8 protein-coding genes are annotated in these 12,559 nt (G+C 66.5%); 6 read left to right on the forward strand and 2 right to left on the reverse strand.

From position 1 onward, the window contains the following. Positions 1–663: 663 nt before the first annotated feature. From AB4089_RS09520 to AB4089_RS09540, 5 genes are all read left to right on the forward strand, one after another. On the forward strand, positions 664–3,177 hold the full coding sequence (locus AB4089_RS09520; RefSeq protein ID WP_441409036.1) for a galactose oxidase-like domain-containing protein: 2,514 nt from the start codon (positions 664–666) through the stop codon (positions 3,175–3,177). Next, the gene (locus tag AB4089_RS09525) at positions 3,174–3,905 is read left to right on the forward strand and encodes a hypothetical protein (protein ID WP_441409037.1); all 732 of its coding nucleotides are present in this window, start codon (positions 3,174–3,176) and stop codon (positions 3,903–3,905) included. Before AB4089_RS09520 ends, AB4089_RS09525 begins: the two co-directional genes overlap by 4 nt. A 142-nt stretch (positions 3,906–4,047) precedes the next feature. Continuing rightward, the gene (locus AB4089_RS09530) at positions 4,048–5,337 is read left to right on the forward strand and encodes a glycosyltransferase (RefSeq protein ID WP_441409038.1); all 1,290 of its coding nucleotides are present in this window, start codon (positions 4,048–4,050) and stop codon (positions 5,335–5,337) included. A gap of 37 nt (positions 5,338–5,374) precedes the next feature. After that, positions 5,375–7,015, forward strand: a complete 1,641-nt coding sequence (locus AB4089_RS09535) for an ArnT family glycosyltransferase (RefSeq protein WP_441409039.1) — start codon at positions 5,375–5,377, stop codon at positions 7,013–7,015. A 25-nt stretch (positions 7,016–7,040) separates the two neighbouring features. After that, positions 7,041–8,294 (forward strand): glycosyltransferase, encoded by a 1,254-nt coding sequence (locus AB4089_RS09540; RefSeq protein WP_441409040.1) that lies wholly within the window; start codon positions 7,041–7,043, stop codon positions 8,292–8,294. Between the two features lie 19 nt (positions 8,295–8,313). Here AB4089_RS09540 and AB4089_RS09545 read toward each other — a convergent pair whose 3' ends face one another. Together AB4089_RS09545 and aspS are read right to left on the reverse strand one after the other, a co-directional pair. Then, the gene (locus AB4089_RS09545) at positions 8,314–9,207 is read right to left on the reverse strand and encodes a GNAT family N-acetyltransferase (protein ID WP_441409041.1); all 894 of its coding nucleotides are present in this window, start codon (positions 9,205–9,207) and stop codon (positions 8,314–8,316) included. A gap of 92 nt (positions 9,208–9,299) precedes the next feature. After that, positions 9,300–11,084: an aspartate--tRNA ligase gene (gene aspS, locus AB4089_RS09550; protein ID WP_441409042.1), complete on the reverse strand. Its 1,785-nt coding sequence runs from the start codon at positions 11,082–11,084 to the stop codon at positions 9,300–9,302. Between the two features lie 126 nt (positions 11,085–11,210). Here aspS and AB4089_RS09555 point away from each other — a divergent pair, with 126 nt between their 5' ends. Continuing rightward, positions 11,211–12,557 (forward strand): APC family permease, encoded by a 1,347-nt coding sequence (locus AB4089_RS09555; RefSeq protein WP_441409043.1) that lies wholly within the window; start codon positions 11,211–11,213, stop codon positions 12,555–12,557. The last annotated feature ends 2 nt before the right edge of the window (positions 12,558–12,559 follow it).

Consider the following 12,559-nt stretch of genomic DNA (forward strand, 5'->3'; position numbering starts at 1 on the left):
CCCCCAACACCGCTTACACAGACACACAGACACACAGACACACAGACACACAGACACACAGACACACAGACACACAGACACACAGACACACAGACACACAGACACACAGACACACAGACACACAGACACACAGACGATCATGTCTCCAGAACGCCGCTGGCCACATCGAGACAGACCGCCCCCACCGCCAATGCAGGGCCGCCGGCCCCGAGATCGGCGTCGCCTCCCGGTTCCCGCCTTGACGGAAACCGGTACTTTGCCGCAGTTTCTGCCATTTTCGCTGCGTTCCCGCCGTTTTGCTGTGCCCCGGCCGTTCCCCGCCGTTGCGCTGCCCGCCAACGCCGTCCGGACGCCGGCCAGCCGGACGGGCCGCTGACCTTGGCCTCCACAAAATATCCAAGTAGTTCAGCAGCTTCGGCCGCCACCACCTGAGTACCCGCCGCTGTCCGCGCCTGGGGAATTCGAGTAATTCCTACTCGTTTCCCCTGCTTTTTGCCGCCCATAGACTCGGGCACATCCCTTGCCACTGACATCAATCGCTATTGGGGAATTCAATGTGCAACATTGACCAACCGGTTCCCAGAATGACAAATACGGAATCACCACTCGCCGCAACCCACATCGGCAGCAGAAGAATATGCAACGCACAGAATGCGACCGACGGTGGATAACCAAAAAAGCACCCGGCGATTCATTGCACTCATCCTGGCGCTCCTTATTCCCCTGAACTTCTTAGTGGGCGCTGTTGCCGTGGCGGCAGACGCCGTCAACCTCGTGAAGAACCCGTCTCTGGAGGAGGGTACCGTGGACGCGACTTGCTTCAAGCGGGCCGGCTGGGGAACTGAAGGGAACTGGAATTTCGTCGCCGGGCGGCTCGGCGGCCGGGCGGCCTCTGTCACGCTCCAGGGCCACACTGCAGGCGACCGGAAGCTGCTCCAGGAGGAAAGTGCCCAGTGCGCTCCCTCCGTGGTCGCGGGCCACGGCTACACCATTCAGCTCTGGTACAAGTCCACGGCACCCGCATCACTCACGCTGTTCCGTCATTCCGCCCAGGGATGGAGCTACTGGGGCGACATCGCGCAACAGGCACCGGCACCGGACTGGACGCTGGCCACTGCCCTTACACCCGCAATCCCGGACGGAACGGACTACATAAGTTTCGGGCTTTCACTTGGAACCGACGGGACCCTGGCCACGGACGACTATTCCCTGACTGAAATTCCTGCACCGACACAAAACACCAGCGAATTGATAATAAATGGGAATCTCGCCGACGGCACCCCAACACCGGATTGTTTTATGCTCGCCGGCTGGGGAAACCGACAAATGGCGACCTCACTCTCAAATGATGTTCCGCCAAATTCATCCGCCGGAACCAGGTCCTTCGCCGTTAATGTCACGAATTATCAGTCCGGGGACGCAAAACTAATCCAGTCTGACGGGCCCGGTTGCGCACCCGCCGTCACGCCAGGGGAACAATACGACCTAAAAGTCGACTACAAGTCCACCGCGGCGGGCCCCTCCGGCCTGACTGTCTTCAGCCACACCGCCGCCGGCTGGCAGTACTGGACCGACCTCAAGGAACTGCCGCCCGCCCCCGGCTGGACCACAGGTCAGGCGCGAACGCCTGCGATCCCCAGCGGCGTCGACCGGATTTCCTTCGGGGTATCCATCGCAGGCAACGGCACGGTCTCGACCACTCACTACTCGCTGGTCAAATACGACGCAGCAGGACCGCCCCCTACCGGCGGCCCGGACGCCGTCGGATCCTGGGAGACCCTTTCCTCGCAGCTGCCCATCCGGGCGCTTCACTCGACCCTGCTCCACGACGGGCGCGTGCTGCTGATCGCCGGTTCGGGCAACAACGAGCCGAACTTCAACGCGGGCACCTTCCGGGCCGTGGTCTGGTCGCCCACAACCAACGTCTTCAAAGACATCCCCGTGCCCTACGACATGTTTTGTGCCGGACACGTGACCCTGCCGGACGGGAAAGTCCTCCTGGCCGGCGGTACCCAGGCGTACCCCACCTCCAACGCGGGGCCCACGACCTTCCAGGGATCCAAGAAGAGCTACTACTTCGACCCCGCTGACGACACCTTCCATCCGCTCTCCGACATGGCCGGCGCGCACTGGTATCCGTCGCTGACGAAGCTGGGCAATGGCGATATCTGGTCCGCCGGCGGGCTCGATGAAAAGGCCCAGGGCACCGTGTTGACCGAGATGTTCGACACCTCGGCCATGCGGTGGCTGCCGCAGAACCAGGTGCCGCAGACGTGGAGCTTCTGGGGCACCTACCCGCACATGTTCCTGCTCGAAAACGGAAGGATGTTCTACTCCGGTGCCCACACCTTCGGCAACGGACTGCCGGGGACGGGATCGTCGATCTACGACTGGACCACCGCGCAGATCTGGGACGTTCCCGGGCTGCGGCAAAAGGATCTCAGGGACCAGGCCGGCTCCGTGTTCATTGGTCCGGTCCAGGACCAGAAACTCATGATCGTGGGCGGCGGAAATGCCGACGGCAACACGCCGGGCATCAACCTCGTGGACCTCATTGACCTCAAACAGCCCAGTCCGCACTACGTGCCCGGACCGGACCTCCCCGGACCCGGCAAGATGTACGTCAACGTCCTCAACCTTCCCGACCGTACCGTGCTGGCCGCCAACGGCGCACAGCTGAACCGTTCGGGAAACATCCAGACTGCTGCCATCTACACGCCGTCGACGAACTCCTGGAAGACTGTGGCGGCGGATCCTGTTGGCCGGAACTACCACTCGACGTCCATCCTTCTGCCGGACGGCCGTGTGGCGGTCCTGGGCTCCAATCCGCTGGATAATTCGTTCGAAGCCAGGATCTCGGTCTACAGTCCCCCGTACCTGTTCAAGGGTGCCCGGCCCGTCATCACTGCGGCCCCCAGCCAGATTGGCTACGGCCAGAATGTGCAGATCGGTGTCACGGGCAATGTCACGGCCGCCTCCCTCATACCGCCAATGTCACAGACGCATCAGACAGACACCAACGCGCGCGTCGTGGATCTGCCCCTGGCGGGCACAGGTGCGAACCGCACCGCCCAAATTCCCAGCAATCACAATCTCGTGCCGCCAGGGCCGTACATGCTCACTGTCTTGTCCGCCGACGGAATCCCGAGCGTCGCCCGTTGGGTATGGGTTTCATGAAACGCGTCACCGAAGCCACGGCAGGCTCAGCACGGGGAGGACGCGGGGCACGCGTCGTCGTCGCCCTCACAGCGGCGGGCCTGGCAGCGACGGCGGCCATGGTGTGGGGCGGGATGTCCGCGATCGCCACTGTCAGCGCCGTCAACGCCGGTCCGCGCGTGAGCCAAGGGCCATCGGCCGCCGAACAGGCCGCCGGGTCCGCAAGCGCCCGGCCGGGGCAATCCGCTACAAAGGACGCCACAAAGGACTCCCCCAAAGACGCCGCCGGCTCAAGCAAAGCGCCGCAGCTTGGGCCCATGCCACCGGCTTCTGCGAACCAGGCGTCCACGGCAGCGGGCGACACACCGGAAGTCTCCCTGGCTGAGGCGGCGCGGACACAAACCGGTTCGGCCGCCACGTCGCCGGAGGGCGGCAATTCCACGGGCCTCAAGCAGCGGGGCCCCGTTGACCCGGCGGCGGTGCTGTCCGGCGCGAGCGTATCCCTGGGCGGCTGTCTCCCCCAGTACGGCGCGGACGGACAGTGCCTTCCCGCCATTCCGCCGAGCATGAGCCGGCATCTGAAGGAGATGAAAGACGCGGGCCTCGATCCCGGGTCCATGCCACATTCCTGGACCTGCACCGAGGTCCGCACTTACTTCAAGGGCGGACTGCCAGTGCGCAAAGCGCATGTAGATCCGCAAAGGCTCGACGCCAACCATGACGGCGTCGCCTGTGGCGCGGCCGACTAACCGCCCGCCAGATGCCGGACGCTCCCGCGGTCCGGCTGACTATCTACCCGGCTGACTATCCACCCGACTGACTATCCACCCGACTGGGGATCCCGCCCGCTTAGGCGATCCCCTGCGTCCGCCCACCCATTGGAGTTCCGACATGTCCGCTACGTTGCTGGCCAGCGCCCTGGTCCTCATCATCGCCATGGCGCTCTTTGCCATCGCCGTGTCCACCCTCTACCTGAATACCTACGCGTGGTGGGACCCCCAGACGCAGGTCAGGACCTCCTACTCCGGCCTTCAGCCGACGGAGGGGCATTCGTTTTCCCTGATCATGCCGTGCCGCAACGAACGCGAAGACGTCATGCGTGCCACGCTGGCAGCGCTCCTGGCACAGACGCATTCCAGCAAGGAGATCATCATCTCCGTCGGACATGACGACACGGAGACGGTGGGGATCGCGCACAAGCTTGCGCGGGAGTTTCCGGAGTTCGTGCGGGTCAGCGTCGACGTCAGCGAGAAGAAGAACAAGCCGCGGCAGCTGAACAAGGCGCTGTCGATGTGCCGCAACAGCGTGGTCGGGGTCTTCGATGCCGAGTCGATCGCCGCCGAGGAGTTGCTGGCCCATGTCGACAGTGTCTTCACCACCAAGAACGCCGACGTCGTCCAGGGCGCCGTGCAGCTGATCAACTACAAGGACACGTGGTACTCACTGCGGAACTGCCTGGAGTACTTCACCTGGTTCCGGTCCAGGCTGCACGCCCATTCCCGGCAGGGATTCATTCCCCTCGGCGGCAACACCGTGTTCATCAAGCGTGAACTGCTCACGGCCGTGGGCGGCTGGGACGGCTCCTGCCTCGCCGAGGACTGCGATCTCGGGGTTCGACTGTCGACGCTTCGCAGGAAGATCGTGGTGGCGTACTCGCCCCAGCTGGTCACGCGTGAGGAAACGCCGGACAGCCTGGCCGGGCTGATCCGGCAGCGCACCCGCTGGTCCCTCGGCTTCATGCAGGTCTTCGCCAAGGGCGACTGGAAGGCCCTGCCGTCCCGGCGGATGCGGACCATCGCCTGGTGGACACTGATGCAGCAGCATTTCATGGCGCTGGCCGGGGTCTGCATCCCCCTCGCAATCGCCGCCGCGATCTGGGGCAAGTTCCCCCTTGTGGTCACGCTGGTCACATTCCTTCCGCTGATTCCCACGCTCGTGACTGTCGCGTTCGACGTCTGCATGCTCCACGAATTCGGCCGCGACCATAAGTTCGCCATCAGCTGGTACGACTACTTCCGGCTCATTGCCGGCACTCCCCTCTACCAGATGGTCCTGGCCTTCGCCGCCCTGCGGGCCCTGTTCAAGTTCGTGCGGCGCGACTTTGCCTGGGAAAAGACCGACCATTCCGGATCCCACTTGGCCTACCTCCTCCCCGGGGCCGCGGAGCCGGCCCGGCAGTAGCAACCACCTTCGTTTCAACAGCCCCTAGGAGGCAGTCATGGCAGCCACGGAACTGAAACCCGGTCCACGCACAGCACCCACAGCGCCACCGGCATCTGCCGGCCAGTCGGATACTTCGGCCGTACGGACCCCCAAACACCGCGGCACGGCGCATGGCGCTCCGTTCAACGTGAGGTACCTCCCGCTGTGGGACCGGATTGCCCTGGCTGCGCTCACCGTCACCGCGGCCGCACTCAGCCTGTGGAATCTCGATGGGGCGCCAAGCTACCAGGACGACGAGGGCACCTACACCTCCCAGGCCTTCGCCGTCCACTCCGGCTCCCTCGCCCCGTACACGTACTGGTACGACCACCCGCCGCTGGGCTGGATCCAGATCGCGGCGCTGAACTGGCTTCCGGGTCTCCTCAGGCTCGGCGACGGCACCACCATCGGCGCCACCAGGTACGTCATTTCGGTGTACTTCGTCGCCAGCGCAGTGCTGCTCTACATGGTGTCCCGCCGCTTGAACCTGCGGATTCCGTTCGCGGCCCTGACCACAGTGCTCTTTATCCTGTCCCCACTCTCGCTCGTGCTCGGGCGGCAGATCTACCTCGACAACATCGGCGTGCCGTGGCTCCTGCTGGCCTTCTACCTTGCACTGTCATCGCGGGACGCGCTGTGGCACCACGTGGGCGCCGGGCTCTGCTTCGCGATCGCGGTCCTCTCCAAGGAGACCCTGTCCATCTTTGGCCCCGCCCTGCTGCTCGCCCTGATCTACCGGCCCAAATGGAGCAACAGGTCATTTTCGGTGGTTGGCTTCCTCACCGCCGGCGGACTGCTGCTGGCCTTCTACCCGCTGTCGGCGCTGCTTCGCAATGAGCTGCTCTCGGGGCCCGATCACGTCTCGCTCCAGGACGCCCTCGCCTACCAGCTCCTGAACCGGTCCGGCTCCGGCACCATCTTCCAGGCCGGTTCCAGCCGCGCGGAGCTGCTCTCAGGCTGGCTCTACTTTGATAAGTACCTCATCGCCGCCGGGCTGGCCGCCGCCGTCGTCTGCCTGCTGCGCCGGCGGTCCCGGATCCTGTTTATCGCCATTGCCTCCTTCGCCACCCCGATCGTGCTGGGCCAGGGCTATCTCCCCGCGATGTACATCATCGGCGTGATCCCGTTCCTGGCGCTGGCATGCGGGTCGGCCGTGGACATCGCCTGGAGCGGCGTGGAAAGACTCGTGCACCGCGCGCCGCGCCTGGCCCGGCCCCTGCGGGCGGGGTTCGTCGCCGTCCTCTCGGCATCGCTGCTCCTGATGTCGCTGCCGCAGTGGTTTGAGCAGGACAGAACACTCCTCACCGCCGAGACCAACTCCAACTGGCGCAGCACCATGACCTGGGTCCAGGACAACGTCTCACGCAGCGACGTCGTTCTCGCCCCCTATTCCATGTGGCACGACCTGAATTCCAGCGGCTGGAACAACGCATGGACCATGATCGCCACGGAGAAACCCGACCTCGACAAGCAGTTCGAGATCGAACGGCCAGGCGGGTGGAAGGAAATCCGCTGGATCATCGTGGGCCCGTCCGTCACCGCCAACATCGATTCCCTGGGGCTAAGCCGGGTGAAGATGGCCCTGCAGAACTCCGAGCAGGTCCAGACCTTCGGCGAATGGAGCGTACACCGCGTCATCAATCCCCCGTCCACCTAGGACGCAGACCAACAGGACGGCAGCCATGAAGCTTTCAGTCATCGTCCCCACCCGCAATGAGGCCCCGAACGTCCAGCAATTGATCGGCCGGGCCACGGAGGCCTGCCGCGACATCGACGCAGAGCTCGTGTTCGTTGACGACTCAACGGACAACACCCCTGAAGTCATTGCGGCCGCCGCGGCATCGCAGCCCATGCGGATCCGGGTGATCCACCGCGAGGCCCCCACCGGTGGCCTGAGCGGCGCCGTCGTGGACGGCGTGCGTTCCAGTGCCGCCGAATTCTGCATGGTGATGAGCGGCGATCTCCAACATCCACCCGAGCTCATCCCCGTCCTGCTTGCGAAGCTTGAAGGCAACGACGCCGACGTCGTTGTCGCCTCGCGCTACGGCGCCCGTGGCACAAGCGACGACGACGCCAACTACGGCGCTAGACCCGCCGACGGCGGTAAGGAAGACGGCGGTAATGACGGCGGCGGCGGCGCGGCCACCTGGTCCCGCCGGGTTGTCTCCGTCGGGGCCACGCGCATCACGCTGGCTCTGTTTCCGCTGCGCCTGCGGGGCTGTTCGGATCCCATGACGGGGTACTTTGGCCTGCGGCGCTCCGCCATCGAGTGCAGCGCGCTGCGTCCCAGCGGGTTCAAGATCCTGCTGGAAATCCTCGCCCGGCACCACCTCACGGTTTCCGAGGTTCCGTTTACGCCCGGGCCGAGGACCGCGGGCAGGTCCAAGGCGGGCGTAGGCCAGGGACTGCGTTTCCTCCGGCAGCTCGGCGAGCTGCGCGCGGGAACGGCGATGCTGTTCGCCGGGGTGGGGGCTGTGGGCGCCGTCCTGAATCTTTTGATCATGGCGTTCCTGCTCTCCACCGGCACCAACTTCGTCGCGGCGGCCATCGTTGCCGCTGAGCTGACGATTGTCTCGAACTTCCTGATGCAGGAAAACATTGTCTTCGGCACCCTGCCGCAGAAGGCCAACGGGTTTCGGACCCGGTTTGCCCAGTCGTTCTGGTTTAACAACCTGGAGGCCCTGGCCCGGCTTCCCGTACTGATGCTTGCCGTCAACGTCCTGGTCATCGACGCCGTCCTGGCGCAGGCTGCGACGCTCGCGGCGGCGTTTGTGGTGCGGTATTTGTACCACTCGAGGATCGTCTACTCGGCCAGGCCGGCGCCTGCACCCGGCGCAGCACCGGCCGCGAACGGCGGCTTGAGGTTCACCCGCGGCCGCATGCGCCTCCGCCGGCAGCTCCCGCGCAGCCTCGGGACAGGCCGGCCGGGAACGTGACGGCTGCCGGCCCGCACAGCTAGCAGCCGGTCAGGTGCCGCTTCGGCTTTTCCTGCCGGTAGAGGTACCGGCAGGCCTCGCGGAAGCCGGCGTGGGCGTACAGGGCCCGGGCTCCGGCATTCGATGCCATCACCAACAGCCAATACCCCTCCACGCCGCGGGCGCCGCCCTCACGCAGCAGGGCCCGGACTATCCGGCCGCCGTAACCCCGGCGCCGGGCATCCGGTCGGGTCGCCATGCAGTACAGGCCACCCCAGCGCGGACCTGTGGGGCCCGTGTCCGGCAATGCCAGCCGGGCGACGGCGACGGGCGCACCGACGTCGTCGCGAACGAGGGCGTACAGGGCCGGGCAGCCCTCGAGGATGCGGCGGGCCACGGCGAGCTCGGCCGCTCCGCCGCGGCCGTCGACGCTCCACCACAGCTCCAGCCATTCAGCCGACGGACTGGCCGAGACTTCCACGGCAGGATCGGCTGGTCCGGGTGCTGCGGCGGGTTCTGCGGCGGGTGCTGCTCCGGGTTCGTCCCCGTCCCGACGGACCAGGACCAGGGTTTCGGACTGCCGGGTGAATCCTTCTTCGTCGAGCACAGCATGCAGCGGTGCATGGCCCGGGCCGTCGAAGATCTGGAAGATCAGCGGCAGCCGGCGGTTCCGGTACCAGAGCCGCGCGTCCCGGAGGGCGGCCAATTGCCGGTGCGGGTCGCCATCGCCGGGGTCCCGCACCCAGACCGAGTTCGCCCGCTGCGTCACGCCGGAGGCGGCCCGCAGCACCCAGCCGCCGGACTCTTCCCGGTCAGCGGCGGGCCACGCGGCATCCATCAGGGCCTCCAGCCCGGGGATGGCTTCGAAGTTGGCTTCGGCATGAACTGCAGGGCTCGATTTGGGGTTCGCTGCGTGGCCCGGACCCAGGTCCATCAAAGTCTCTCCGTCCCGAACACGATGCGGCCGATTATGACAGCAGGGGCTCTCCGGTTGCCCGGGGAGCCCCTGCTGCTGATGCTGTCAGGCTAGTTTTTGCCGTCCGAGGCCTTCTTGGCCTCGGGCTTGAAGTCGACGCCGGCTTCCTTGCGCTGGTGCGCCGTGATGGGAGCGGGAGCCTGAGTCAGGGGGTCGTAGCCGCCGCCGGACTTCGGGAAGGCGATGACGTCGCGGATGGACTCCACACCGGCCAGCAGGGCAACCACGCGGTCCCAGCCGAAGGCGATGCCGCCGTGCGGCGGGGCACCGAACTTGAAGCCCTCCAGCAGGAAGCCGAACTTGGTCTGGGCGTCTGCCTTGTCCAGGCCCATGAGCTCGAACACCCGCTCCTGGACATCGCGCTCGTGGATACGGATCGAGCCGCCACCGATTTCGTTGCCGTTGCAGACGATGTCGTAGGCGTAGGACAGTGCCGACTCCGGATCCTTGTCGAAGGAGTCCATGAACTCGGGCTTGGGCGAGGTGAACGCGTGGTGCACGGCGGTCCACTGGCCCGCACCGACGGCGACGTCACCGGAGGCGACTGCGGCGGCGGCCGGTTCGAACATCGGCGCGTCAACGACCCAGCAGAAGGCCCAGTCGGCGGGGTTGATGAGGCCGGTACGGTGGCCGATCTCCACGCGGGCGGCGCCGAGGAGCGCGCGGGACGGGGTCTTCTCGCCGGCTGCGAAGAAGATGCAGTCACCGGGCTTGGCTCCGACGGCGTCGGCCAGGCCCGCACGCTCGGTGTCGGTCAGGTTCTTGGCCACAGGACCGGCGAGCTCGCCGTCTTCCTTGTACAGGACGTACGCCAGGCCCTTGGCGCCGCGCTGCTTGGCCCATTCCTGCCACGCGTCCAGCGCGCGGCGGGCCTGGGAGGCGCCGCCGGGCATGACGACGGCACCGACGTAAGGTGCCTTGAAGACGCCGAAGTTGGTGTCCTTGAAGAATTCGGTCAGCTCAGTCAGTTCCTGGCCGAAGCGCAGGTCCGGCTTGTCCGAGCCGTAGCGGGCCATGGCGTCGTGGTAGGTGATGCGCTGGATCGGGGTCGGGATCTCGACGTCGATCAGCTTCCACAGGGCCTTGACGATGTTCTCGCCCAAACTGATGATGTCGTCCTGGTCCACGAAGCTGGCTTCGATGTCCAGCTGGGTGAATTCCGGCTGGCGGTCCGCGCGGAAGTCTTCATCGCGGTAGCAGCGGGCGATCTGGTAGTACTTTTCGAAGCCGCCCACCTGCAGGAGCTGCTTGAACAGCTGGGGGGACTGCGGCAGTGCGTACCAGGAACCCGGCGCGAGGCGGGCCGGGACCACGAAGTCGCGGGCGCCTTCCGGCGTCGAACGGGTCAGCGTGGGGGTTTCAATCTCCACGTAGCCGTCCTGGTGCAGCAGCTCGCGGGCCACGCGGTTGGCCTCCGAACGCAGGCGCAGGTTGCGGGCGGGGCCGGGGCGGCGCAGGTCCAGGTAGCGGTGCTTCAGGCGCGCTTCCTCGCCCACCTCGACGTGCTCGTCGATCTGGAACGGCAGCGGATCCGAGGTGTTCAGGATGGTGACCTTTTCGGCCATGACCTCGATCTCACCGGTGGGCAGCGCCGGGTTCTCGTTGCCCGCGGGGCGCTGGGACACGGTGCCGACGATCTGCAGCACGTATTCGTTGCGCAGCCCGTGGAAGACCTCTTCTTCGCGGACCACAACCTGGGCGACGCCGGACGCGTCGCGCAGGTCAACGAATGCGACACCACCGTGGTCACGACGCCGGCCGACCCAGCCGGCGAGGGTTACGGTTTGTCCAATGTGCTCGGAGCGAAGAGATCCGAGGTCATGTGTGCGCAGCACAGCATTCCTTTCAGCGGAAAATCAAAAATGACGTTTAAACGTAGCGAGGTTGGAAACTGAAGTTCAATATGATCGCTTCAGGAACGATCCCGTTCGAGTTTACCCGGTGGAAAGGCCCCTCCTGCCATGACAACCCGGCACAACGGAACCCGGCCCGGTGACCGCAGCGGCCGGGCGCCCGGTCACAGGCGCGGTCACCGGCCCGTCCCGCCGCGGCCGCACGAGCGCCTGCAGCGCCGGCTCGGCGTGTTTGATTCCACGGCAATCGGCCTGGGTTCCATGCTCGGCGCCGGCGTGTTCGTCGTGTTCTCCCCCGCAGCGGCCCTGGCCGGGCCGCTGCTGGCACTGGCGGTCGCCGTGGCCGGCGCCATCGCGTACTGCAACGCAGTCGCGTCGGCACAGCTGGCGGCGAGGTACCCCGACAGCGGCGGCACCTATGTGTACGGGCGCCGGCAACTCGGCGAGTGGCCCGGCTTCATTGCGGGCTGGGGCTTCGTGACGGGCAAGACGGCGTCCTGCGCGGCGATGGCGCTCACGTTCGGTCACTACGTTGCACCTGCGTACGCGACGCCGCTGGCGGTCGCTGCCGTCGTGGTCCTCACCGGGGTCAACCTCCTCGGGATTACGCGGACCGCGCTGCTGACCAGGGTCCTGCTGGCCGTTGTGCTGGCCACTCTCGTGTTCGTCGCCGCGGCGTCGCTGCTGGGCCCGCACCCGGCCGGCGCCCCCGCCGCCCACGGGGCAACAACACCCCTGTCGACGCCGGCCGGCGGCTGGGGCGTCCTGCCGGCGGCGGGGCTGATGTTCTTTGCCTTCGCCGGCTATGCGCGGATCGCAACCCTGGGCGAGGAGGTCAAGGACCCCGCGCGCACCATCCCGCGGGCCATCCTGGCCGCACTGGCCGGCGCCTTCGTGATCTATCTGGGCCTGTCCGTGCTGCTGCAGTGGCACTTACCGCCCGAGCAGCTGGCGGGCTCGACGGCGCCGCTGCTGGACGCGGTGGAGGCCAGCGGCCTCAGCGGCGGCGTCCCGTTCGTCCAGGCGGGAGCGGCGGCCGCCTGTCTTGGCGCATTGCTGGCACTGATCACCGGCGTCGGCCGGACCACCCTGGCCATGGCGCGGGAACGGGACCTGCCCGGCCCACTGGCCAGGGTGGGCCGGGCCCACACGGTCCCGTTCATCGCGGAGCTGGCGGTCGCCGCCGCCGTCGTCATCCTGCTGCTAAGCACCAACGTGCTGACCGTGGTCGGATTTTCCAGCTTCGGCGTACTGATCTATTACGCCGTGACCAATGCCGCGGCCTTCACACTGGACGGCCGGCCCTGGCACGCGCCGCGCTGGCTCAATGCGCTGGGCTTCTTGGGCTGCCTGGTCCTGGCCGCCACCCTGCCGCCGGCCTCCGTGCTGGTCATGGCCGCGGTGCTGGCCGTCGGAGTGGCCGCGCGGTTCCTCGTCGTGCGGTCACGCAGGTAACT

It is taken from the genome of Arthrobacter sp. 2MCAF15 (assembly GCF_052115605.1).
Lineage (GTDB): Bacteria > Actinomycetota > Actinomycetes > Actinomycetales > Micrococcaceae > Arthrobacter.

Coding starts and splice junctions, on each gene's coding strand:
- AB4089_RS09525 (WP_441409037.1), top strand. CDS start 3,174: ATGAAACGCGTCACCGAAGCCACGGCAGGCTCAGCACGGGGAGGACGC.
- AB4089_RS09530 (WP_441409038.1), top strand. CDS start 4,048: ATGTCCGCTACGTTGCTGGCCAGCGCCCTGGTCCTCATCATCGCCATG.
- AB4089_RS09535 (WP_441409039.1), top strand. CDS start 5,375: ATGGCAGCCACGGAACTGAAACCCGGTCCACGCACAGCACCCACAGCG.
- AB4089_RS09540 (WP_441409040.1), top strand. CDS start 7,041: ATGAAGCTTTCAGTCATCGTCCCCACCCGCAATGAGGCCCCGAACGTC.
- AB4089_RS09545 (WP_441409041.1), bottom strand. CDS start 9,207: ATGGACCTGGGTCCGGGCCACGCAGCGAACCCCAAATCGAGCCCTGCA.
- AB4089_RS09555 (WP_441409043.1), top strand. CDS start 11,211: ATGACAACCCGGCACAACGGAACCCGGCCCGGTGACCGCAGCGGCCGG.